Below are 24,039 nucleotides of genomic sequence, written 5' to 3' on the forward strand. Positions count from 1 at the left end.
CCGTTATCTATGGCGACAAGAAAGAAGCCATTGCGATTCACGTCGAAGAGCGTGCATTGAACAAGCTTCTCGGTACCGGCCATTTCATGAACTCGCTGGTTCAGGTAGAAGTCGACGGGAAGAAAACCCGCACTCTGCCGAAGGATGTTGCTTTTGATCCGGTCACCGACCGTCCACTCCACGTTGATTTCTTCCGCCTTGCAAAGGGCGCGAAGGTACAGGTCAATATTCCTGTCGTCTTCATCAACGAAGAAGAGTCACCTGGCCTGAAACGTGGCGGCGTCATGAACGTTGTTCGTCATGAACTCGACCTGATGTGCGATGCGGATCATATCCCTGACCAGATCGAAATCGACGTTACCGGACTGGAAATTGGTGATTCGATTCACATTTCCAGTATCACCCTGCCCACCGGCTCGGAAAGCACGATCACCGATCGTGACTTCACCATTGCTGGTGTGACCGCCCCATCGGCTCTGAAATCTTCTGACGACGAAGCTGAAGAGAGCGAAGAAGGCACGGAAGAAGCTGAAGGCGAAGAAGCCGAAGGCGAAGAAGGCGGTTCCGAAGACTAGACCTTTCCTTATAAAACAATGTAACGGAAAACCGTCCAAGCTGATATTTCGGCATGGACGGTTTTTTTGTCTGTCCAAATGTCCAAGACGAGCAGGGAGCGCGTTGAATAATGCAACTATGGGTCGGTCTCGGCAATCCGGGCACGCAATATGCGATGCACCGGCACAATGTCGGCTTCATGGTCATCGATGCGCTCGAAGAAGTACATGGGTTTCCACCGCCCAAGCAGAAGTTCAAGGGCTGGACGATGGAAGCGCGGCTGGGCGGCGAGAAGCTGGTGCTGCTCAAACCGGGTACCTTCATGAACGAAAGCGGTCAAAGCGTGCGCGCCGCCCTCGATTTCTACAAACTGGAACCCGAGGATGTCACCGTCTTTTACGACGAACTCGATCTCGAACCGTTCAAGATCAAGGTCAAACGCGGCGGCGGTGCAGCGGGCCACAATGGCATAAGATCGATGATCGCCCATATCGGCCCCGAATTCCGCCGTGTCCGGATCGGAATCGGTCATCCGGGCACCAAGTCGCGGGTCACCGGCCATGTACTGGGCAATTATGCCAAGTCGGAGATCGACGATCTGGCGGATATGCTCGGCGTGATTGCTTCGGAAGCGGACTGGCTGGCCAAGGGTGATGACCCGCGGTTCATGAGCGAAGTCGCGATGCGGATGCAGGAGGAATAGCGATCATGCATTATCTCGAAGCATCTGAAGAATCCGCGATCCGGCTTATATCACGGGGGTTGACCGGTCCGGTGGTGAATTTGAATATGCTGCGTTTCCGGAATGTGGCTGATTATTCGGCGTCACCCGAACTGGCGCCAGACAGCCCGATCAGCGGCTCGGAGGCGTATCGGCTTTACGAACAAGCAACCCTGCCCATTGTCCAGCGTCACGGTGGAGATGTTATTTTTTCCGGGTCTGGAGGGCATTATTTCATTGGTCCGGAGGCTGAAATCTGGGACCATGTGTTGCTGGTAAGACAATCCAGCGTCGAAAGCTTTTTCGCAATGGCGCGGGATCCGGAAAATATGAAAACGATCGGCCACCGAATGGCGGCAATTTGTGATAGCCGATTACTGGTTATCGATCCTTCCCAGAAACAGGAATAATAATATGGGTTTTAAATGCGGTATCGTTGGCCTTCCCAACGTCGGAAAATCAACGCTGTTCAATGCACTGACCGAGACACAGGCGGCGCAGGCGGCCAATTATCCTTTCTGCACGATTGAACCCAATGTCGGTCAGGTTGCTGTACCCGATCCGCGGCTCGACCAGATCGCGAAAATCGCCGGTAGCGCCAAGATCATCGAAACCCAGCTGGCATTCGTCGACATCGCCGGTCTGGTCAAAGGCGCGTCGCAGGGCGAAGGTCTCGGCAACCAGTTTCTCGGCAATATCCGCGAAGTTGACGCGATTGTGCATGTGCTGCGCTGTTTCGAGGATGATGACATCCAGCATGTCTCGAACAAGATCGATCCGATTTCCGACGCGGAAATCGTAGAAACCGAACTATTGCTCTCCGATCTGGAAAGTTTGGAAAAGCGGGTTCCGGCGTTCCAGAAAAAAGCCAATAGCGGCGACAAGGAAGCCAAGATTGCCGCCAATGTTCTGGGCCAGACCCTCGAATTGCTCCGGGAAGGCAAGCCTGCGCGTTTGACCGAGCCGGAAGGCGAGGAAGAGCAACGAATTTTTGACCAGTCGCAACTGCTCACCGCCAAGCCGGTGCTCTATGTCTGCAATGTCGCCGAGGAAGATGCTCAGAATGGCAATGCGCTGAGCGCTGCCGTTTACGAAAAAGCCAAGGCAGAAGGCGCAGAAGCGGTGATCGTCTCTGCTGCCATCGAATCCGAACTGGTCAGCATGGAGCCGGAAGAACGGGTCGAGTATCTCGCCGACCTCGGACTGGAAGAATCCGGCCTCGCGCGGGTTATTCGTGCTGGCTATCAGCTGCTCAACCTGCAGACCTTCTTCACCGTCGGTCCCAAGGAAGCACGGGCCTGGACCGTCCACAAGGGAGCGAAGGCTCCCGAAGCGGCCGGAGAAATCCACAGCGACTTCGAACGCGGCTTCATTCGCGCCGAAACCATCGCCTTTGACGACTATGTCGAACTGGGCGGCGAAAGCGCGGCCCGCGATGCCGGAAAACTCCGCCAGGAGGGCAAGGAATATGTCGCGAAAGACGGCGACATCATGAATTTCAAATTCAATGTCTGAATTGTCACAATAGCCCGCTAGAATGTGATGACCGGAGGATAGACGGCATGATTAAGACCCTGTGTTCGATGATTTTGTCGGCTTTTCTGCTGACTGGCAACCCGGCCTATGCGGGCACGACGCCCGAACAGGACGATCAGCACACCGAAAAGTCCGAATTACGGGCTCCGGTGACGATTTTGATTTCGATCGACGGCTTTCGGCCCGACTATCTCGAACGCGGGATCACGCCCAATCTCAGCGCGCTGGCGGCGTCCGGCGTATATGGTCCGATGCGCCCGTCCTTCCCGAGCAAGACCTTTCCCAACCACTGGACCCTGGTCACCGGCAAGACTCCCGATCACCACGGCATTGTCGGCAACACTATGGAAGATAGCCAGCGTCCGGGCGAAGTTTTCAGAATGGCGACCAAAGACCCATTCTGGTGGAGCCAGGCAGAGCCAATCTGGATTACCGCCGAAAAGCAGGACGTCCGCACCGCGACGATGTTCTGGCCCGGATCGGAGGTAGATTTCAATGGCATCCGTCCAGCGGACTGGTGGCCGTTCAATGAAAAGCTTTCGAACGACCGCAGGGTCAATGCAGTGGTCGACTGGATGCGGCGGCCTGCCGATATTCGGCCAAAGCTGGTAACCCTCTATTTCGATACGGTGGATACCGCAGGCCATTATCACGGTCCCGCGCCAAGCGAAAAACTGCATGCTGCAATCTCGGCGGTGGACTTCGAAATCGGTCGCCTGAAACAGCAGCTGGATGCTCTGGAACAGCCTGTAAATTTCGTTATTGCTTCGGATCACGGCATGACCGAAACCGCGCCGGACCGGATCATCCATCTCGACAAGATCATGGCGCGCGATCAATATCATATGGTGGAAGACGGCAATTATGCCGGGCTCGAACCGCTTGAAGGCAAAGAAGCCGCCCTGCGCGCAGCATTTCTTCGCCCGCACGAAAATATGGAATGCTGGGACCGCGAGAATATTCCGGCGGATTTCGCTTATGGCAAAAACGCGCGCGTTCCGTCGATCCTCTGCCTGCCGAAGATCGGCTGGGTGGTCTATCAGGACGTTCCGGAATGGATGACCGGGATTGGCGGTGGTCATGGCTATGATCACCGCGCGCCAGACATGATGGCATTTTTCCTGGCAAGCGGCCCGGCGATAAGCGCAGGCGACCAGCTACCGGTGTTTGATAATGTGAATGTCTATTCGCTTGTCGCAAAGCTGGCGGGCATAAAGCCTCTCGCCAGCGACGGCAGCCTCGCGCCGTTCGAGCCGTCTCTCAAGCCCTGATCACCTCTACGATTCGGGTAGGTCTATTCTGACATAAGCAAGCCCGACCGGTTCGCTGTCTTCGACATCACAATTTTCCGGATCGACGATTCGATCGCCGCGGAAGCCGGTCAGCGCGGTGCGCTTGTCATTCAACGTGAGCCCCATGCCGACCCAGATCTGGCTTGAACATTGTTCCAGCAGCGCTGGCGAAAAGGCTGCGCGATGTGCGCCGTAGACCAGATCGCCATATATGGTTGCGGTGAAATCAACATCATTTTTATCATTGCTCGCGGAGCGATGGGAATGTCGTGAGGTCAGGCTGGAACCATCCTGAGAGAAATAGAAAATCTGACCATCCTCCTGTTGCCAATAGCCGGTCAGATCGATTTCGACCTGCTGGCTGCTGGCATCCTTGCCCGAGGTGGCAAGCGGCTGGGCCACGACGCCATGGGCCGTCAGCAGAGCAAGCAACCCACAGACCGAGCGGCGATATATCATGGCGGACTCCCGTTTCATTCTAGTGGCGGCTTACGGCATTCAGCAAAACCGGACAGTGACCGCGATCACGATGCGCTCTTCCTGCGCCAATTGGTCACTTCCGACCGAATAATTTTTCCACATCCTCAAGCGCAAGCTTCACCCATGTCGGGCGCCCGTGATTACACTGACCGCTATGCGGCGTCACTTCCATCTCGCGGAGCAGCGCATTCATCTCGGCAACATTGAGCACCCGCCCTGCCCGCACCGAACCGTGACAGGCCATGGTCGATGCAACATGATCAACCCGTTCCTTGAGGCTGAGCGCCTCGTCATAAGCACCCAGTTCATCGCCAAGATCGGTGACCAGCGATTTGACATCGCCCGATCCGAGCATCGCCGGTGTCGCGCGCACCAGCATCGCGGTCGGGCCAAATCGCTCCAGTTCCAGTCCGAAATCGGACAATTCGGTCGCGCGTGCTTCAAGCCGGTCGCAGGCATTTTCATCCAGTTCGACGACTTCTGCCATCAGCAAGGCTTGCGATGCGACCGTGCCGCCTTCGACCGCCTTGCGCATCCGCTCGAGCACAAGCCGCTCGTGTGCGGCGTGCTGGTCGACGATAACCAGACCGTCTTCGGCCTCTGCAACAATATAGGTTTTTGCCACCTGTCCTCGGGCGATGCCCAGGGGATGGCGCGCTGCATCGGGTACCGGCCCGGAAGCCTCCTCCGCCTTGCCCATCAGCGGCGCGATATCCTCGCGCGGATCAAAGCCGGAAAAAGCGCTGGCCCCATCGTGCATCTGCGCCGAAGGATAAGGCTGTTGCGCGATGTTGGACCGGCCCTGCGCGGCAAAGATATTGGTCTGGCGATCGGGCGCAGCCGGTTCTCTCTGCCAATTTGAAAGCGCTGATTCCGCTGGTCTCTGGACTGCGCGAAACCCGCCCTCGTCGAGCGCCTTGCGCAAGCCGCTAACGATCATGCCGCGAATCATCGCCGGTTCGCGAAAACGGACTTCGGTCTTCGCCGGATGGACATTTACATCGACCTGTTCGGGCGGCATTTCGATAAATAAAGCGACAACCGGATGGCGATCCCGCGCGAGCATCTCGGCATAGGCGCCGCGCACCGCTCCTACCAGCAGCCGGTCCTTCACCGGGCGGCCGTTGACGAACAGAAACTGGTGATCGGCGACGCCGCGATTATAGGTCGGCAGGCCGGCCACGCCGGTCAGACGAATCTCTTCGCGCAGCAGATCGACTCCGACGCTATTGGCGCGTAAATCGCGGCTGGTCAGCGCAGCAACCCGTTCAGGACCGGATTCGCCACCCTGAACTGCAATCGCCTTGCGCCCTTGATGCTCGAGCGTGAAGCCGATATCGGGCCGCGCCATCGCCAGTCGCCGGACGATATCGGTGCAGGCGGCATATTCGCTACGCGCACTACGGAGAAATTTGCGCCGGGCCGGGACATTGCCGAACAGCTGCTCGACCCGCACCTTGGTACCAGGGGGAATAGCGGTCGGCCCTTCGTGAGCCAGCTCGCCGTGATCGATCACCCGCGACCAACCATCCTCGCCAGCCATCCGGCTTTCTATCGTCATCCGCGAGACGCTGGCGATCGACGGAAGGGCTTCCCCGCGAAAGCCCATGGTGGTCACCAGTTCGATCGCTTCATCCGGCAATTTCGAAGTTGCGTGGCGTTCGAGAGCCAGCGCAATATCGTCGCGGCTCATCCCGCATCCATTATCGGAGACCTGGACCAGGTCGAGTCCACCCTGATCGAGACGGATATTGATCTGGCTGGCCCCGGCGTCGATCGCATTTTCGACCAGCTCTTTCAGGGCGCTGGCTGGGCGCTCGACCACCTCACCGGCAGCTATCCGATTTATCAGGCTATTTGGAAGTCTTCTTATTGACATATTGTCGTTCCTAGCCCAAGCGACCTTGCCAAGCGACCCCTGATTTTCTGGACGAATATCACGGTTAATTTCATGATCCGTCCAGCTTAACCAGAGCGTTGACCAATTGGTGCAGCCTGGCCTGCGAAGATAAGAAATTACGGACAAAAATATGTTTGAGAATCTGTTCAAGTTCCGTTCGCAAGATTTGGCGATCGACCTCGGCACTGCGAATACAGTGGTCTATGCACGCGGACGGGGTATCGTTCTCAACGAACCTTCGGTTGTCGCAATCGAAACCATCAATGGCATCAAGAAAGTCAAAGCCGTCGGTAACGACGCGAAGATGATGATGGGCAAAACCCCTGACAGCATCGAAGCCATTCGCCCGTTGCGCGATGGCGTGATCGCCGACATTGATGTCGCCGAGCAGATGATCAAGCATTTCATCCAGAAAGTGAACGGCAAGAGCAAGCTGTTCAGCTATCCCGAAATCGTGATTTGCGTTCCCAGCGGATCGACCTCGGTCGAGCGCCGCGCGATCCGCGATGCAGCATCAAACGCCGGCGCGCGTCAGGTGTTCCTGATCGAAGAACCGATGGCAGCAGCCATTGGTGCCGACATGCCGGTGACCGAACCAATCGGTTCGATGGTGGTCGACGTGGGCGGCGGCACCACCGAAGTCGCCGTGCTCTCGTTGCGCGGCCTGGCTTACACAACATCTGTCCGCACCGGCGGCGACAAGATGGACGAAGCGATCGTCTCCTATGTCCGTCGTCATCACAATCTGCTGATCGGCGAAACAACTGCTGAACGGATCAAGAAAGATTTTGGCGTAGCGCAGGCTCCTGCAGATGGCGTGGGTCACACCATTCATATCAAGGGCCGCGACCTTGTGAACGGCGTGCCGAAAGAGATTTCGATCAACCAGGGCCAGATTGCCGAAGCGCTCAGCGAGCCGATCGGGACAATCATCGAAGGCGTTCGCATCGCGCTCGAAAATACAGCACCGGAACTGGCTGCAGATATTGTAGACCAGGGCATCGTCCTGACCGGCGGTGGCGCACTGATCGCAGGCCTCGACGCCGCGCTCAGCGACGAAACAGGCTTGCCGGTCACGGTTGCAGAAGACCCGCTGGCCTGTGTCGCAATTGGTACCGGTCGTGCGATGGAAGATCCGATGTTCCGGGGCGTCCTGACCACAGCTTGAACCCGAGCAGATGATGAAACAACGATTGGAAATGAAAGGATAGATCAATATGGCGCCGCCAAATAATCGGCGTCCAGGATTTTCCAAGCGGGCGCAATACAGTATATTCGCTAGCTATTTACTGGGCATTTCGGGAGCGATCATAGGTCTGCTCCTTTTGCTCGTCTCTTTCATCGATCCTCTAGGCTTTTCCGCCCTTCGCATGATTGGCGCAGAAACAATGGCTCCGGTCAGCAGAACCCTCTCCAATATCGGCGGTGCCACAGGCAGTGCCGGCGGCGAGATCTCTGCCTATTTCAACGCAGCATCCAAAAATGCCGCGATGCAACGGGAAGTCGAGCAGAATCGGATAGAAATCCTGGAAGCCCGCGCCCTCCGGCAGGAGAATGAACGTCTCAAGCGGCTGTTGAAGCTCAACGAGGAAGTTCCCGATTCGATCGCCATGGCCCGCCTGATCAGTTCGACTGCGTCCAGTTCGCGCCGGATCGCGACCTTGGGTGTCGGCAGCTCCAGTGGGCTAGAGATTGGCCAACCGGTCCGCTCGCCTGAAGGGCTTGTCGGCCGGATATTGGAAACCGGACCGACCACCGCTCGCGTTCTGCTGGTTTCCGACGGGAAAAACGTGACCCCGGTGCAGCGGGCCAGCGATAGTCTTCCCGCTTTTGCCACCGGTCGCGGCGACGGCACGGTCGACATTCAGCCGATCAATATCGGCACCAATCCGTTCAAGGGCGGTGACCTGATGATTACCTCCGGCAGCGGCGGCCTCTATAGCCCGGGCATTCCCGTGGCAGTGGTCATTCGCAAGACAGAAACCGGCGCAATAGGCAGGGTATTGGCTAATCCTGCCAAGGTTAGCCACGCGATTGTCCAGCCGATTTTCCAGGCCGAAACCGTGCGCCAGATCGAGATAGATTCTGCAACTGATGCAGAAGACGAAACCGGCGAATAGTGGCCAGATCGCGTCAATCCAAAATTGGCCGACAGCCGTCCCAGTTGCGGATCAAGCTGATACCGCCGGTAACTGTCGTCATCGCCTCGATGATCACGGCCTTGCCGATTATCACCGATTATCCGATACTCCCGCCCATGGGACTGCTCGTAATATTGGCCTGGCGTCTTATCCGACCGGGCTTCTGGCCGGTGTGGGCAGGCTTTCCACTGGGTTTGATCGACGATATTTTTAGCGGACAGCCTTTTGGCAGCGCTGTGTTTCTGTGGTCGGTCATTTTCATCCTGCTCGAAGCCATCGATCGGAAAGCGGTGAGCCGCGATTATTGGCAGGACTGGCTAATCGCGTCCGTTGCCATTGTTTTTGTGCTAATAGGCGGCATGCTGATTGTCGATTTTCAATCCAATATGTTACGGCTCGACCTGCTTTTGCCGCAAATCCTGCTGTCGGTCCTGCTCTATCCTTTCGTTGCACGGTTCATCGGTGCGATCGATAGCTGGCGGACGGCTTCATGAGACCGGCTAAAACAATCAGCAGCGCGATGCAGACGCTCACCTTCTCGCGACGCGCAACGGTGATCGGCGGACTGCAGATTGGCGTCGGCGTGCTGCTTGCTGGCCGCATGGCCTATATCTCGGTCGCCGAGAACGAGCGTTACAAGCTGTTATCGGAAAGCAACCGGGTCAATCTCACGCTGGTCCCGCCACGACGGGGCTGGCTGATTGATCGCAACGGCAAACCGATCGCCAACAACAAGACCGACTTTCGCGTCGATATCATCCCGGACCGGTTGCGCGACAAGGAAAAGACAGTCGCAACCCTCGCCAAATTGCTCGCGCTTGACGCGGAAGATCTGGAGCGGATCAACAGGGAGTTGGAGCAGGCCACGAGCTTTCAACCGGTTCAGGTAGCAACCGGACTGGACTGGGAATCCTATGCTGCAGTCAGCGTCAGATTGCCCGATCTTCCCGGCGTGTCTCCACGTCAGGGATTCTCGCGCAATTATCCCAGCGGTCCGGCGATCGGGCATCTGGTTGGCTATGTCGGCACAGCGTCGGCGGAAGAATATAAAGAAAAGCCGGATCCGATATTGATCACGCCAGGCTATAAGATCGGCAAAAACGGCCTGGAGAAAATCTTCGAGGATCGCTTGCAGGGCAAGCCCGGTGCAAAACGGGTAGAGGTCACCGCGCGCGGAAAAATCGTCAGGGAATTGCGCACACGCGTCGATACTCCGGGCAAGGCCATGCAGCTGACCCTCGACATCGACCTTCAGGAATATGCTGCTCGCCGGCTGGGAACCCAGTCCGGTTCGGTGGTAGTCATTGATTGCGAGAGCGGCGACATTTTGACGATGACCTCGATGCCCTCCTTTGATCCGAACAGCTTCTCCGACGGCATCGGCGTGACCGAATATGGCATGTTGCGCGACGATGACCATGTTCCACTACTCGACAAATCGCTGAAGAGTCTGTTCCCGCCCGGATCGACGGTGAAGCCGATGGTCGCGCTCGCCTTTCTCGAGGCCGGACTGAGCCCCGACGAAACCGTCAATTGCAATGGCGGCCTGCAAGTCGGCAACCGGCGCTTCCGCTGCTGGAAACGTGGCGGCCACGGCCGTGTCGATATGGCCAAGGGCATCTACCAGAGCTGCGACGTCTATTTTTATCATTTTGCCCAGAAAATCGGCATCAATCCAATTGCCCTGATGGCCAATCGTCTGGGTCTGGGACAAAAATACCCGCTGCCAGTGCCCAGCCAGTTCTACGGCACGGTTCCCGACCCGGCGTGGCTGCGCAAGAAATATGATCGGCAATGGCAGGCCTATGACACGGTCAACACCACCATCGGTCAGGGTTATATGCTGGTCAATCCGACCCAGTTGGCGGTCATGGCGGCGCGGATTGCCACCGGCAAGAATGTCATCCCTCGTCTGATAATGGATCAGAAAAAGCCGGTGATGGAAACATTGAACATCGATCCGGAACATCTCGTCTACGTGCACCAGGCGATGAGCGATGTGGTCAATGGACCGGGCACTGCCGGTCGGGCAAGATTGCCGCTTGAAAACGTAAAAATGGCCGGGAAAACCGGTACCGCCCAAGTGGTCAATCTCGACCATGGCCGCGGTGGCAATGATGTGGCCTGGAAATATCGCGATCACGGCCTGTTCGTCTGTTTCGCTCCGTTTGACAATCCCCGCTACGCGGCAGCCGTGGTGATCGAGCATGGCGGCGGCTCCGGTGCGGCCTATCCGGTCGCGCGTGACGTTCTCACCTTCCTCTACGACCGTCAAAAGGCAATGGACGTCCTCGCCGGCCTCGAGCCGACCTGGGGTGGCACGATCCAGGAGCGCATGGATTCGAAAATGGCCGCCTATCGCAGCAAGATAAAGCTGGAAAAGGCGATCGCCGAAAAGCCCGTTGCGACCGCACCGGGAACCTCCCAAGCCACTGAAACCGGCGGCGGAGAATAGAAATTGAGTGATTTCATTCCAGCGCCCATCGCGCAGCTTCCTTGGAAAACCATACTGCTTCTGTTCGTCATGGCCAGCTTTGGCTTCGTCGTCCTCTATTCCGCAGCGGGCGGCAGCGTAGCTCCCTGGGCTGGTCTGCACATGGGTCGGTTCGGTGTATTCCTGGCGATGGCGGTGGTAATGTCGCGGTTCAAGGAGTCATTCTGGAAGACCATGGCCTTCCCGACTTACATCATCATCGTGATCTTGCTCCTCGGCGTGGAACTGATCGGCGCGGTCGGTGGCGGTAGCCAGCGCTGGCTCAACCTCGGCTTCATCCGGATTCAGCCATCGGAACTGATGAAAGTCGCGATCATATTGGCAGTTGCCCGATTCTATGACTTATTGCCCCCCAGCCAGATCCGGACATGGGGCGCGATCTGGCCGCTTTTTGCCTTGCTGGCCCTTCCCTGCGGCCTCATTCTCCTGCAACCCGACCTCGGCACCACAATAACCGTATTTGTCGGCGCGCTGACGGTGGCATTCCTCGCCGGCCTGCCCCTCCGTCTGTTCATCGGCGGCGGTGCGGCGGTCGCGGTCATGGCACCGATTGCCTATTTCTTTGCGCTGGAAGAATATCAACAACGGCGGGTGACAACCTTCCTCAACCCCGAAAACGACCCGCTGGGCTCGGGCTATCATATCAGCCAGTCGAAAATCGCGATTGGCTCCGGCGGCCTGTTCGGCAAAGGCTTTATGAACGGAACCCAGAGCCACCTCGATTATCTGCCCGAGGGCCATACCGACTTCGTCTTTGCCACTATGGCCGAGGAATGGGGCTTGATCGGCGGTATCGTGGTACTATTTTGCTTCTTCCTGCTGTTCCGCTGGGGCCTTGGCGTAGCGATGAAGGCCAAGACCCGCTTCTCCCAGCTGACCGCAGCAGGACTGACGGTAACGATCTTCTTCTATGTCGCGATCAATCTGATGATGGTGATGGGCCTGGCACCAGTCGTCGGCATCCCCTTGCCCTTCCTTAGCCACGGAGGCTCGTCGATGATGACGATCATGATCTGCGTCGGAATATTGATGTCGATCGACCGGCATCCCGGTCGCCAGGGCGGCGCATTCGGATGATTTGAGAACACGGGTTGTGTTCCCTCCATTCGGCCCTATATAGCCCCTCTAGTGGACCCTTAGCTCAGTTGGTAGAGCGTCTGACTCTTAATCAGAATGTCGTTGGTTCGATCCCAACAGGGTCCACCATTTTTACCGGAAGAGAAACCATCCGGCGGATGATTTCCGGTAATAATCCCGAGCGCAAGCGAGGGCATTCCCCCCGAATCGACAGCGCTAATCGATCAAGGCCCGATTTCACTTTGTGCGATCGCTGACAAAACAGGCCAATTGAAATCGACGCCCATAGAAAAAGGCGGGCCTCTTTTCGAGGTCCCGCCCTATATTTCCAGAACAAAGTGCGAAAAAAAATGGGGAGCGAAACTCTGCTCCCCGGTTTGGTCTTTTTAGTTGACGGCGTCTTTCAAGCCCTTGCCGGCTTTGAATTTTGCTTGTGTCGATGCTGGAATTTGCATTGGTTCGCCGGTACGCGGGTTGCGGCCGGTTGAAGCTTTGCGCTTTGAAGTCGAGAATGTGCCGAAGCCAACGAGACGAACTTCGCCGCCGCCGGACAATGCACTGGTGATGGATTCGAATACTGCGTCTACCGCTTTACCGGCATCGCTCTTGCTGAGGCCGCTGTGGTCTGCAACGTTACTGATAAGATCCTGTTTATTCATTATGGGTATCCCCCCTTCTCTGGTGGCAATTCTTATGAATCGCAGCTTTGTCTGGCAGCAGTAATGCGAAATTATCCGAGTGAGTCAAAGTAAAACCGCTGTTTTCTGCGCTAAACCCCCATTTTTTACGACAAAAGATGGTAAATGAACAAATCGGCTGCAAAGCTTTGGTTATTTTGAATAATTCCCGGCTGTATTTGAGCGTCGTTCGATAACCGCGACTCGCTAACGACTCCGGCTCAATGCCGCGCTGCCAAGCCCGCGTCATCGACAATCGGGGCTGTGGCATGGCTGGCAAGCTCGTCCGCGTCGCTCCACTCTATCGGCTCCACCTTCTCTGCCAGAGCGACAGCGAGCACCTCATCGACATGGCTAAGCGGAATGATCTTGAGTTGCGAAGTGATATTCTCCGGAATCTCGACCAGATCTTTTTCATTGTCGGCCGGGATCAGCACGGTGGTGATTCCACCGCGCAGGGCAGCCAGCAACTTTTCCTTCAATCCGCCGATCGGCAATATCCGACCGCGCAAGGTTACCTCACCGGTCATTGCGACATCGCGACGCACCGGAATTCCGGTCAGCGTCGAAACGATCGCAGTGACGATACCGACACCGGCTGACGGACCGTCTTTCGGGACAGCGCCTTCAGGCAAGTGGATATGGATATCCTTGCGGCTGAAGACACTGGGCTTGATGCCATAGGACGGCGCCCGTGCCTTGACGAACGAGAGTGCTGTCTGAATGGATTCATTCATCACGTCACCCAGGGTGCCGGTCGTCTTGATCTGGCCTTTGCCGGAGACGGTGACCGATTCAATCGTCAGCAGTTCGCCGCCGACTTCGGTCCATGCGAGTCCGGTTACAGCCCCCACCTGGTTTTCTTCCTCGCCAATGCCATGGCGGTATTTTTGTACGCCAGCATATTCAGCGAGATTGTCGGGCGTGATTTCGACGCTCTTATATTCGCCTTCAAGAATGCGCCGCAGCGCCTTGCGCGCCAGCTTCGCTATTTCACGTTCGAGCGTGCGGACACCGGCTTCTCGGGTATAAAAGCGGATGAGATCGCGCAGCGCGTCTTCGCGAAGCGAAAACTCGCCCTTTTTCAGACCATGAGCCTCGATCTGCTTTTCGAGCAGATGACGCTTCGCGATTTCGACCTTTTCGTCTTCGGTATAGCCTTCAAGACGGATGATCTCCATCCGGTCGAGCAAAGGCTGAGGAAGATTGAGCGAGTTGGCGGTGGTCACGAACATGACGTCCGACAGATCGATGTCGACTTCCAGATAATGGTCCTGGAACTTGTCATTCTGCTCCGGGTCGAGCACTTCGAGCAAAGCCGAAGCCGGATCGCCACGAAAATCCTGTCCAAGCTTGTCGATTTCGTCGAGCAGGAAAAGCGGATTGGAGGTGCCTGCTTTCTTCAGATTAGAGACAATCTTGCCGGGAAGCGAACCGATATAGGTTCTGCGATGGCCGCGGATTTCCGCCTCGTCGCGTACGCCGCCCAATGACTGTCGGACAAATTCGCGTCCGGTTGCACGGGCGATCGAACGGCCGAGCGATGTCTTGCCAACGCCGGGAGGTCCCACCAGGCAAAGAATCGGGCCCTTCAGCTTGTTGGTACGGGTCTGCACCGCGAGATATTCAAGGATGCGTTCCTTGACCTTCTCGAGCGCGAAATGGTCGTCATCCAGCACTTTTTCGGCCTGCTTGAGGTCTTTCTTGAGCCGCGATTTCTTGCCCCAGGGCAATCCTAGCAGCACGTCAAGATAGTTGCGTGTCACTGTTGCCTCGGCCGACATCGGCTGCATGCCCTTGAGCTTTTTCAGCTCTGCAGTTGCCTTCGCTTTAGCTTCCTTGGAAAGCTTCAGCTCCTTGATTTTCTTGGTAAGGTCTCCAAGCTCGTCGCCCTCGCCATCTTCGCCGTCACCCAGTTCTTTCTGGATCGCTTTCATCTGCTCGTTGAGATAATATTCGCGCTGGGTCTTTTCCATCTGGCGCTTGACGCGTCCGCGGATTTTCTTCTCGACCTGCAAGACGCCGAGCTCGCCTTCCATGAAGGCAAAGACCATTTCGAGGCGCTTGGTCGGATCGCTCTCGATCAGCAGGCTCTGCTTGTCGGCGACCTTCACATTGATGTTAGCGGCGACCGCGTCAGCGAGGCGGGATGCATCGTCAATCTCGCCCAATTGCACGACGGTTTCCGCCGGCATTTTCTTGTTGAGCTTAGAATAATTTTCAAATTGGTCGACGACCGACCGCATCAGCGCTCCGGCTTCGGCGCCTTCGGTAACCTGCTCCTCGAGCAGTTCGATATTCGCCAATACAAAGCCATCGCTTTTGTCTTCGAGCGACAGATGTCTGGCGCGCTGTTTGCCCTCGACAAGCACGCGAACCGTGCCGTCGGGCAGTTTGAGTAATTGCAGGACCGTCGCGACGACGCCGAGATCATAAAGCTGATCGCGTACAGGATCGTCTTCCGCTGGGTCGAGTTGTGCGACGAGGAAGATTTCCTTGTCCGAATCCATCGCTTTTTCCAGCGCCACCACGGATTTATCGCGACCGACAAACAGCGGCACGATCATATTCGGGAACACCACAATATCGCGCAATGGCAATAACGGCAGGGCTTTGGATTCAGGGGTCGATTTGGCTTCGGACTCGGACATTTTTACTCCAACATGCTGCGCTGAAACAGCGCTTCTGACCACTATATGGTGGCTGCGAGAAACACTTCAAGCGGAATGCGTCCGATTGGGAAACAGAGCTAAAAGGGCAGTTTAAAACCTGGGGGTAACTGCATACCGCTGGTCATCTTGCCCATTTCCTCGCTGCTCACCGCATCGGCGCGGTTACGGGCGTCGTTGAACGCGGCAGCGACCAGATCTTCCAGCATCTGCTTTTCGTCTGCTTTCATCAGGCTTTCATCAATCGTCACCGCAAGGACGCGGCCTTTTGCGGTTGCCTTGACCTTGACCAGCCCGCCTCCGGCCTGCCCTTCGACTTCAAGGCTATCCAGCTTTTTCTGGGCCTCTTCCATCTGGGTCTGGACCTGTTGCGCGGCTTCCTGCGCGGCTTTCATCATTTCTTCCATCGACTTCATAGCTATGCGCTCCTTGATTCTTGTGGGCGAGGATCTTCATCCTCCAGCAGTTGTGCATCGGGAAAGGCTTCAAACGCGGCTTTCACCAGCGGAGCGTCGAGTATCGCCTGTCGTTCGGCGTTTCTTTTCTGCTGTTCCCGTTCGACAAGACTTGGCTGCGCTTCGCCCTGCCCTTCGGTGAATTTCCAGTCCTGACCGGTTTCCTGACGCAGCGCGTCGGTGATCTTCCGAATATCGGATTCTCCAATCGCACGGACCGGTTGATAGACGACATTGGGAGCATCAAGCGATATCAGACGCATGTCCGCGATCAATATGCTTTCCAGAACAGCGGAGACCCGTCCAACGGTTTTGACCACGTCGGAAAACTGGTTCGGAAGCGCGCTGGCTTGCGGCTCTGGAACGGCAACCGGCGGTGGAGCTATCTGCGCAGCAGGCTCAGCGATCGGCTGAGGTGGCGCGGTTTGCTGGACTTCGGGAGCGCTGGTGGTTGCCATCCCCTGTTCGAGCATTTTTGCAAGCTTCCCCGGATCGGGCATATCGCCGGCACAGAGCACGCGGAGCAAAGCCATTTCGCAAGCTTCGCGAGGCAGATGCGCTTGCTGGACTTCCTGATAGCCTTTGAGCAGCAATTGCCACAACCGGTGCAAGACCGGATAGGATAGCTGTTCGGCCCAGTCGGAAAATTGCTGTTTGGCGCTGTCTGACAATGTCGGATCGCTGGCTCTGCCGACCTTGAACAAGGTCACCTGGTGCGAAAGCGACAGCAGCCCGTTCATTAGTGACAAAGGCTCGACGCCAATTTTATATTGTTCCGCGATAGCATCCAGAAGCGCAGCGGAATCGCCTTCGAGCAATTTGGCAAAAAGCCGCCGAACCGCGCTGCGATCCGACAGACCGAGCATATCCCGGATCTGGACAGCCTTGACCTGACCGTCGCCATCCATGTCGGCATGGGCGATCGCCTGATCGAGGATAGAAAGACCGTCGCGAACCGAACCCTCTGCCGCCTGTGCGATCAGATCGAGCGCTTCCTGCTCTGCGGTCACGCCTTCTTTTCCGACAATCATCCCGAAATGCGACGACAATTGCTCGGCGCTGATCCGTTTCAGATCAAAGCGCTGGCAACGGGACAATACGGTGATCGGAACCTTGTTGACCTCGGTGGTCGCGAAAATGAACTTCACATGCGGCGGCGGCTCCTCGAGCGTCTTCAGAAGCGCATTGAAGGCGTTTTTCGACAGCATGTGAACTTCATCGATGATGTAGATCTTATAGCGTGCCGAGACCGATGAATAGCGTACCGCCTCGATAATCTCGCGGACATCGTCGACGCCGGTATGGCTGGCGGCATCCATTTCGATCACGTCGATAAAGCTGCCTTCGGCGATGCTGCGGCATGGCTCGCACTGACCGCAGGGATCGATCGTCGGGCCGCCCTGCCCGTCTTCGCCGATGCAGTTGAGCGCCTTGGCAATCAATCGCGCAGTGGATGTTTTGCCGACACCGCGGACACCAGTCATCAGGAAAGCATGGGCGAGCCGGTCGCGCTTGATCGCATTGGCCAGCGTCTGGACCATCGCGTCCTGACCGATCAGCTCGGAAAATTTCGAAGGCCTGTATTTGCGCGCCAGCACCCGATAGGGTTGCGCCGTGCCTGGGGCGGGCTGCTCTGGTGCTTCGACACCGCCAGCGGCGAAAATATCTTGTGAATCGGACATGTCGATGGAGTTTAGGCGAGAGGTCTCGGCTTGTCGAAGGCTTTAAGAGCCAAAGCCGAGTCTGGTCCGAATAAAGGACATAATTCTCGGAGACGCTGGATTTGGGAGAGGTTTGAAATATCGAACGCGGCCAAAGCATCGCGTCATTTCAAAGTAGGAGCCGGGCGACCCGTAGAAATATCGTTACGGCTGCTTCCTTCCGGACCTGACCGGGTTGGCGAACACTACGTCCACCCGACTCCCGCTGCGCATATGGTGGCAGTTTGGTCGAAATGCAAGTCGTTAGACAATCTGCATATTGTGGCTATCCGACGGGATATGGACGGTCAGCCCATCCAATGCTGCTGTCAGCGTGATCTGGCAGGCCAACCGGCTTGTTCGCCGCGCCCCGGCAGCCAGATCGAGCATATCCTCTTCCATCTCGGTAGCCTCGGGCAAGCGATCAAAATCGGTGGCTTCGACGATCACATGGCAGGTTGAACAGGCCATCTGCCCCTCGCACGTACCCTCTAGCGGCTGGTCATGAATTTGCGCGACGGTGAGCAAATTGTCGCCTTCGGATGCCTTGGCGGAAACGGTTGTTTCTCCGTCAGAACTGACAAAATTCACCGTGACATTCTTCATGATAGCTGGCTCTCCGCCGCTTGATTGATCAGATGTGCCGCCCGCTCCACCTCTTCAATTTCATTGTAGCGGCCAAATCCGAGACGGATAGAGGATTTTATCTGAGCCGGCTCGAGTCCCAGAGCCGCCAGCACATGGCTGGGACGCCCCGAACCGCTGGCGCAGGCAGAGCCGGCGGAAAAGGCCACACCGCGAACTTCTGACATCAGGCGGGCAACATCGAGCCGGTCGCGGCGGATATTGAGATTGCCGGGATAGCGTTGATCCAGCGCTCCGTTCACCGTCCAGTCGCTGAACAGGTCTCGCGCCTTTGCGGCAAGCGCGGCAATATGTAAGCCGTCCTCGTCCCGGCGTTCAGCACAAATTTTTGCCGCCATTCCCAGCCCGACACATAATGCAGGAGAAAGCGTGCCTGACCGCACCCCTTGCTCTTGCCCACCACCATGGATCAGCGGCGGCAGGTCAACGCCATCACGCACCCACAATGCGCCGATGCCCTTGGGGCCATAAATCTTGTGACCGGAAAGCGCGATGAGATCGGCCTGATCCGGAAGGTCGATCCGGCCAAAGCCCTGCACTGCGTCGCAAAGCATAAGCGCGCCATGCTTTCGGGCCAGTGAAGCAATTTGCTCGATCGGCTGGATCACGCCGATCTCATTGTTTACCAGCATTGCTCCGACCAGCGCAGTTTTCGGACCGAAAAATGCCTCCAAGCCTTCCATTTTGACTAGACCCTGTCGATCGACTGGGAGCAGTTTTGTCTCAAAACCCTGAGTGCGATACCAGAGCGCAGTGTCGCGCACCGCTGCATGTTCGGTGTCGATTATCGCTATCTGGTCACGCCCTTGCGGCGCCATATTTCGGACCGAGCCAAATGCCAGATTGATCGCTTCGGTCGCGCTGCCGGTGAATATCACCCGCCCTTTTCGGGGCAACAGAGCGGCAACTTGTTCACGGGCCACTTCGACCGCTGCTGCTGCCTGACGGCCCAGCACATGCGGGCTGTGCGGATTGCCGAAATTGTCCTTGAGCCACGGCAGCATCGCGTCGAAAACTTCGGGCGCAAGCGGCGTGGTTGCCTGATTGTCTAGATAGATGGTGCCCATAGGTCCGGCTCAGCTTCCCTTCGCCGCTGCAAATATCGACTTCCATTGTTCGATAAAGGCATAGATATGGGCCCGGCTGGTGCCACGTCCGATACTGACCCGGATGACTTCGCGAGCGACCTGCGGATCCGTGCCCATCGCTTCAAGCACATGGCTAGTCTTGAGCGTCCCTGAAGAGCAAGCGCTTCCGGCGGAGACGGAAAATCCGGCCATATCGAATTTGATCAGCTGCGTATTGGCTGCGACACCAGGCATATGATAGCTGGCGATCGTGGCGATGCGGGGGGAATATTCTGCAATCACCGCACCACCCGCTTTCTTGATCGCGTCATCGAGATGCTGACGCAGCTCCATCGCCCGCCCCGCCCAATTCGCCGGTGCCTCCAGCGCAGCCGTCATGCCCATGATATAAGGCAGGTTCTGGGTGCCGGACCGATAGCCTTGTTCCTGCCCGCCATCGGCTTCGAGTAGCCTGAGATCCTTGACCAGCAGCGCGCCGACACCCGGAGGACCACCAAATTTATGTCCGGCGACAATGATCAGGTCGGCGTCCGGCAAGGGCATCTTCCCGATCGACTGGGAACAATCGGCCAGAAGATAGCTGCCCCGGTCGCGCACAACCTTGGACAGCGCGTCGAGATCCTGGATAACGCCGGTCTCGTTATTGACCGATTGTATCGCCACCAGGGCCGGTCCCTCGGCTCCCTTGAGCAGATGGTTCAGGTTGGTCGGCACCACCGCGCCGCCCATATCAACCGGAATGGATTCCGCATTTGGTGCAAATCTCAGCACTACATCATGCTCTACGGGCGAGACATATTGCAGCACAGGCTTGGACTTGGTCAGCGCGATCTGGATCGCTTCGCTAGCACCGCTGGTAAAAATCACGTCGCCATCCCAGTCAAGGGCGGTCTTGAACCGCCGCCGGGCATTTTCCAGCATCGCTTGGGCCGCACGACCATCCCCATGAGGCGAAGACGGATTTGCCCAATTTTCAAAACCCTCCACGCAGGCCTTTTTGGCCTCGTCCAGCATGGGAGCTGTGGCGGCATAGTCGAGATAGATGCGTTTCGTCTCGGTCACCATATTGGCAAAAACTCTCTACTGTGCTGGATTGAGTTGCGGATTTGTTGACTCTCCCTATATAGGCGCAGCATCCAGCGCAAAAGCTATTCTAATTTCTCGCGCTCTGGAAAATGTAATTTTGAGCGAAGAATTGAAAATCCATGCCAGATGTAGTTTTTACCGGACCCGAAGGCCGCCTCGAAGGCCGCTTTAGCCCAGGACCCCGTGACCGTGCGCCGGTTGCGATGATTCTTCATCCCCACCCGCAAGCCGGTGGCACGATGAATGACCGGATCACCCAGGCAATGTACAAGACATTCGTAAAGCGCGGCTTCGCTACTTTGCGGTTCAATTTTCGCGGTGTCGGCCGTTCGCAGGGTACGTTCGACAATGGCATTGGCGAATTGTCGGATGCCGCATCGGCTCTCGACTGGGTACAGAGCTTCCATCCCGAAGCGCAGACCACCTGGATCGCAGGCTACAGCTTTGGCGCCTGGATCGGCATGCAGCTTCTGATGCGTCGCCCGGAAATTCGGGGTTTCATCTCGGTGTCGCCGCCAGCCAATATGTATGATTTCAACTTTCTGGCACCATGCCCGTCATCGGGTATCATCGTCCAGGGCGTGAATGACGAAGTCGTAACCCCTAGCGCGGTCCAGAAACTGGTCGACAAGCTGCGGACCCAGAAACATATCACCATCCACCATGACGAGATCCCTCGCGCCAATCATTTTTACGAGAATGAAATGGAATTGCTGATGGGTTCGATCGACAATTATCTCGACATGCGGCTCGCGCCGGATTCGCCGATCAAATAGAATTAATCGGCGGACTGCGCCGATAACGGCTGATTGCTGTCAGGGACAGGAATCAGCCCAATTCCGACATTTGCGAACATCACAGCTGCGGCGACGAGCATCAGCCAGCCCTGCTTTTTGTTGATGCCTTTGCGCAGCACAAAAATTCCGCCGGCGAGCAACGCGGCTCCGGCGAGCATCAATATCGATAGGATCAGGTTGGACATCCCCTGATGATTACGGATGCATCAGTTAACTGACAATATATTGTTTCGATGATTTTGCGGATTGATGGCGAGATCAGACCACTTTCATTGTCAGTTCCCGGACAGCATTTCTGGACAGCATTGCTTTTACATCCGTATTTGACTAGAACATATAAAGAACAAAAGGAACAATGACCAAGGAACGGAACTGGCTGCGTGAATCCCGAACCTGCCCTGCTGATCGTAGCCCCCGTGGCGGACGGGTTTGATCTAGCGCATATCCCGTGGTCCCGGACAGCCAGAGAGAGAATATCAGTCAACAACGACAAGTTCAGCGAACTGGACATGCTCGAAATCATTGTTGACGGCTTGCCGTTCCTTCTTTCCCACTTTGCAACGGAAGAAACCGGCCAGATATTTGCCAGGAAAAATTTCAAAAAGCCATCCGCTGACGTCCGAATATCACATCAATCGGCGATCGGAGTGACGCCAAGGGACATATTGACCAGCGGCCAGCATCTGCCCGAGATCATCCATCGCATATTATTGCTGGGGAAATGGATCGGTGACAGCCTCGCTGCCACAGCCGTGATATTGGTACCGTCCAGCGAACTAGTCAGTTTTGAATATTTCGATGAAGCCGTAAAAGAATATTTTGAGGGAAGGCCGCTTCCCTCATCACTCTTGGCTGCTTTCCCGGAAGCCTGAATAGGTTATTCAAAACCTGTAGGCTCTACTATTTCGCCGATCATGGTTGACGGGGAAATATCGATCTTCTCACTCGGTGACGGTCGCGAACAAATCGACATCATGATCGACAATCATCCGACCATCACCGGCAAGACATAGAAATCAGGCGGCGGTTGGTGCCGCTTGGCGTACATTCTGATCGACATGCTCGGCAAATTGCTCGAAATTGTCGATGAACAATTTGACCAGCTTTTGCGCGGTTTCGTCATAAGCACTTGGATCAGACCAGGTTGAACGAGGATCGAGAATCCCACTGTCCACACCCGGCACCGACACTGGAACTTCAAAGCCGAAATTCTCGTCGATCCGGAATTCACCGTCGTTCAGGCTGCCGTCCAGCGCCGCGTTCAGCAACGCACGGGTTGCCTTGATCGGCATCCGGTTGCCTTCACCATATTTCCCGCCGGTCCAACCGGTGTTTACCAGCCAGCAGCGCACGCCGCCTTTGGCGATCCGCTCCTTGAGGAGATTGCCGTAAACCGAAGGATGGCGCGGCATGAATGGCGCCCCGAAACAGGTCGAGAAAGTTGCTTCCGGCTCGGTCACACCGATTTCGGTGCCGGCAACCTTGGCGGTGTAGCCGGAGAGGAAATGATACATCGCCTGCTCAGGGGTCAGCCGCGACATCGGAGGCAAGACGCCGAACGCATCCGCGGTCAGCATGATGATATTCTTGGGCACTGGACCCATGTTTTTTTCAGACGCGTTGGGAATGAAATCGATCGGATAAGCGCCGCGGGTATTTTCCGCTTTGCTATTGTCGTCGAGATCCAGTTCCCGGGTTTCCGGGTCCATCACGACATTTTCAAGAACCGTTCCGAACCGGCGAGTGGTGGCAAAAATTTCCGGCTCCGCTTCTTCCGACAGACGTATCATCTTGGCGTAACAGCCGCCTTCGAAGTTGAATACTGCGGTATCGGACCAGCCATGTTCGTCATCGCCGATCAGTACACGGCTGGCATCAGCCGAGAGCGTGGTCTTGCCGGTTCCCGACAGGCCAAAGAAAATCGCGGTATCGCCTTCCGGACCGATATTGGCCGAGCAATGCATCGGCATGACCGAGTCCAGCGGCAACAGATAGTTGAGCAAACCGAACACGGATTTCTTCATCTCGCCGGCATAAGCCGTGCCGCCGATCAAGATCAGTTTTTCCGTGAGGTTCACCGCAATCACGGTGCCGCTGCGCGTACCGTGACGCTCTGGATCGGCCTGAAAGCTGGGCAGATCAATAATCGTATATTCAGGATCAAATGCCGCCAGCTCATCAGCTTCGGGCCGGACCAGCATCGTGCGGATAAACAGATTGTGCCACGCCAGTTCGTTGATAATCCGAACGTTGACCCGGTGTTCCGGCTGCGAACCACCGAAAAGATCCTGAACAAACAGCGTATCCTTCTCGGCCAGAGCGGCGAGAAAATCTTCTTTCAGCGCGGCGAAATGATCCGGTGTCATTCCGACATTGGTTTTTCCCCACCAGACGCTGTCTTCGGTCTCGCCATCACGAACGATGAACTTGTCATTGGCGGAGCGCCCGGTGTGTTTGCCGGTTTCGACAACCAAGGGGCCATCTTTGGCCAAATGGCCTTCACCGCGAGACACTGCGGCTTCGACCAATGCCGGAGCACCGAGATTCCAGTGTTGCTCGGCCGAATTGGCAAAGCCTTGATCTTTTAACGAAACAGACGAGATATTTGACACTGGTAATCCCCTAAAGCTTGAAACAGGTTGAGGTCACGCCGATCTGGCAATTTGAGATGGCGCTTACTGAACCATATCGAGTCGGTCAAATTTCTTGCCGCCCACCATATTAAA

23 protein-coding genes, 1 tRNA gene and 1 other RNA gene are annotated in these 24,039 nt (G+C 56.5%); 13 read left to right on the forward strand and 12 right to left on the reverse strand.

Annotated elements, in window-relative coordinates; genetic code table 11:
* The 5 genes from V7680_RS06760 to V7680_RS06780 all read left to right on the forward strand — a co-directional run.
* On the forward strand, positions 1–575 hold a 575-nt coding region (locus tag V7680_RS06760; protein WP_335652523.1), incomplete at its 5' end, for a 50S ribosomal protein L25/general stress protein Ctc.
* A 110-nt stretch (positions 576–685) separates the two neighbouring features.
* Entirely contained in the window at positions 686–1,258 is a 573-nt protein-coding gene (gene pth / locus V7680_RS06765; RefSeq protein ID WP_335652524.1) for an aminoacyl-tRNA hydrolase, read from the forward strand.
* Positions 1,259–1,263: 5 nt separating this feature from the next.
* On the forward strand, positions 1,264–1,686 hold the full coding sequence (locus V7680_RS06770; protein ID WP_335652525.1) for a DUF1330 domain-containing protein: 423 nt from the start codon (positions 1,264–1,266) through the stop codon (positions 1,684–1,686).
* A gap of 4 nt (positions 1,687–1,690) precedes the next feature.
* Positions 1,691–2,791 (forward strand): redox-regulated ATPase YchF, encoded by a 1,101-nt coding sequence (gene ychF, locus V7680_RS06775; RefSeq protein WP_335652526.1) that lies wholly within the window; start codon positions 1,691–1,693, stop codon positions 2,789–2,791.
* A gap of 47 nt (positions 2,792–2,838) precedes the next feature.
* Positions 2,839–4,083, forward strand: coding sequence for an alkaline phosphatase family protein (locus tag V7680_RS06780; protein WP_335652527.1), 1,245 nt, complete (start codon positions 2,839–2,841; stop codon positions 4,081–4,083).
* A 6-nt stretch (positions 4,084–4,089) separates the two neighbouring features.
* On the opposite strand, the gene V7680_RS06785 is transcribed toward V7680_RS06780, so the two are convergent.
* On the reverse strand, positions 4,090–4,563 hold the full coding sequence (locus V7680_RS06785) for a hypothetical protein (protein ID WP_335652528.1): 474 nt from the start codon (positions 4,561–4,563) through the stop codon (positions 4,090–4,092).
* A gap of 94 nt (positions 4,564–4,657) precedes the next feature.
* Positions 4,658–6,463, reverse strand: a complete 1,806-nt coding sequence (gene mutL / locus V7680_RS06790) for a DNA mismatch repair endonuclease MutL (protein ID WP_335652529.1) — start codon at positions 6,461–6,463, stop codon at positions 4,658–4,660.
* 151 nt (positions 6,464–6,614) lie between these two features.
* Here mutL and V7680_RS06795 point away from each other — a divergent pair, with 151 nt between their 5' ends.
* From V7680_RS06795 to V7680_RS06820, 6 genes are all read left to right on the forward strand, one after another.
* Positions 6,615–7,652: a rod shape-determining protein gene (locus V7680_RS06795; RefSeq protein ID WP_335652530.1), complete on the forward strand. Its 1,038-nt coding sequence runs from the start codon at positions 6,615–6,617 to the stop codon at positions 7,650–7,652.
* A gap of 49 nt (positions 7,653–7,701) precedes the next feature.
* Positions 7,702–8,604: a rod shape-determining protein MreC gene (gene mreC, locus V7680_RS06800; RefSeq protein ID WP_335652531.1), complete on the forward strand. Its 903-nt coding sequence runs from the start codon at positions 7,702–7,704 to the stop codon at positions 8,602–8,604.
* The gene (gene mreD / locus V7680_RS06805) at positions 8,604–9,119 is read left to right on the forward strand and encodes a rod shape-determining protein MreD (protein ID WP_335652532.1); all 516 of its coding nucleotides are present in this window, start codon (positions 8,604–8,606) and stop codon (positions 9,117–9,119) included. The genes mreC and mreD overlap by 1 nt, the downstream gene beginning before the upstream one ends.
* On the forward strand, positions 9,116–11,080 hold the full coding sequence (gene mrdA / locus V7680_RS06810) for a penicillin-binding protein 2 (protein ID WP_335652533.1): 1,965 nt from the start codon (positions 9,116–9,118) through the stop codon (positions 11,078–11,080). Before mreD ends, mrdA begins: the two co-directional genes overlap by 4 nt.
* Before the next feature lie 3 nt (positions 11,081–11,083).
* A complete protein-coding gene (gene rodA / locus V7680_RS06815; RefSeq protein WP_335652534.1) occupies positions 11,084–12,196 on the forward strand; it encodes a rod shape-determining protein RodA in 1,113 nt (370 codons plus the stop codon).
* A gap of 53 nt (positions 12,197–12,249) precedes the next feature.
* Positions 12,250–12,325: transfer RNA gene (locus tag V7680_RS06820), tRNA-Lys, on the forward strand.
* Positions 12,326–12,582: 257 nt separating this feature from the next.
* On the opposite strand, the gene V7680_RS06825 is transcribed toward V7680_RS06820, so the two are convergent.
* The 8 genes from V7680_RS06825 to V7680_RS06860 form a co-directional block, all read right to left on the reverse strand.
* Positions 12,583–12,855: an HU family DNA-binding protein gene (locus V7680_RS06825; protein WP_335652535.1), complete on the reverse strand. Its 273-nt coding sequence runs from the start codon at positions 12,853–12,855 to the stop codon at positions 12,583–12,585.
* A gap of 239 nt (positions 12,856–13,094) precedes the next feature.
* Positions 13,095–15,524 carry an endopeptidase La gene (gene lon, locus V7680_RS06830; RefSeq protein ID WP_335652536.1) on the reverse strand — a complete coding sequence of 810 codons (2,430 nt, stop codon included), beginning with the start codon at positions 15,522–15,524 and terminating at the stop codon, positions 13,095–13,097.
* 98 nt (positions 15,525–15,622) lie between these two features.
* Positions 15,623–15,958, reverse strand: coding sequence for a YbaB/EbfC family nucleoid-associated protein (locus V7680_RS06835; protein WP_335652537.1), 336 nt, complete (start codon positions 15,956–15,958; stop codon positions 15,623–15,625).
* Between the two features lie 2 nt (positions 15,959–15,960).
* Positions 15,961–17,679 (reverse strand): DNA polymerase III subunit gamma/tau, encoded by a 1,719-nt coding sequence (locus tag V7680_RS06840; protein WP_335652538.1) that lies wholly within the window; start codon positions 17,677–17,679, stop codon positions 15,961–15,963.
* Between the two features lie 150 nt (positions 17,680–17,829).
* An RNA gene (ffs, locus tag V7680_RS06845) (signal recognition particle sRNA small type) lies at positions 17,830–17,924 on the reverse strand.
* A gap of 37 nt (positions 17,925–17,961) precedes the next feature.
* Positions 17,962–18,303, reverse strand: a complete 342-nt coding sequence (locus V7680_RS06850) for a 2Fe-2S iron-sulfur cluster-binding protein (RefSeq protein ID WP_335652539.1) — start codon at positions 18,301–18,303, stop codon at positions 17,962–17,964.
* The gene (locus V7680_RS06855) at positions 18,300–19,409 is read right to left on the reverse strand and encodes a cysteine desulfurase family protein (RefSeq protein ID WP_335652540.1); all 1,110 of its coding nucleotides are present in this window, start codon (positions 19,407–19,409) and stop codon (positions 18,300–18,302) included. Before V7680_RS06855 ends, V7680_RS06850 begins: the two co-directional genes overlap by 4 nt.
* 9 nt (positions 19,410–19,418) lie before the next feature.
* A complete protein-coding gene (locus V7680_RS06860) occupies positions 19,419–20,495 on the reverse strand; it encodes a cysteine desulfurase family protein (protein ID WP_335652541.1) in 1,077 nt (358 codons plus the stop codon).
* A 140-nt stretch (positions 20,496–20,635) separates the two neighbouring features.
* On the opposite strand from V7680_RS06860, the gene V7680_RS06865 reads away from it, so the two are divergent.
* Positions 20,636–21,292 carry an alpha/beta hydrolase gene (locus tag V7680_RS06865; RefSeq protein WP_335652542.1) on the forward strand — a complete coding sequence of 219 codons (657 nt, stop codon included), beginning with the start codon at positions 20,636–20,638 and terminating at the stop codon, positions 21,290–21,292.
* Between the two features lie 2 nt (positions 21,293–21,294).
* Here V7680_RS06865 and V7680_RS06870 read toward each other — a convergent pair whose 3' ends face one another.
* The gene (locus tag V7680_RS06870) at positions 21,295–21,498 is read right to left on the reverse strand and encodes a hypothetical protein (protein ID WP_335652543.1); all 204 of its coding nucleotides are present in this window, start codon (positions 21,496–21,498) and stop codon (positions 21,295–21,297) included.
* Positions 21,499–21,693: 195 nt separating this feature from the next.
* Between V7680_RS06870 and V7680_RS06875 the strand changes: the two genes are divergently transcribed.
* Positions 21,694–22,185 carry a hypothetical protein gene (locus V7680_RS06875; RefSeq protein WP_335652544.1) on the forward strand — a complete coding sequence of 164 codons (492 nt, stop codon included), beginning with the start codon at positions 21,694–21,696 and terminating at the stop codon, positions 22,183–22,185.
* 144 nt (positions 22,186–22,329) lie between these two features.
* Here the strand turns inward: V7680_RS06875 and V7680_RS06880 are convergent, their stop codons facing one another.
* Positions 22,330–23,925: a phosphoenolpyruvate carboxykinase gene (locus V7680_RS06880; RefSeq protein ID WP_335652545.1), complete on the reverse strand. Its 1,596-nt coding sequence runs from the start codon at positions 23,923–23,925 to the stop codon at positions 22,330–22,332.
* Positions 23,926–24,039 lie beyond the last annotated feature (114 nt).

It is taken from the genome of Parasphingorhabdus sp., from assembly GCF_036963705.1.
Classification (GTDB): domain Bacteria; phylum Pseudomonadota; class Alphaproteobacteria; order Sphingomonadales; family Sphingomonadaceae; genus Parasphingorhabdus.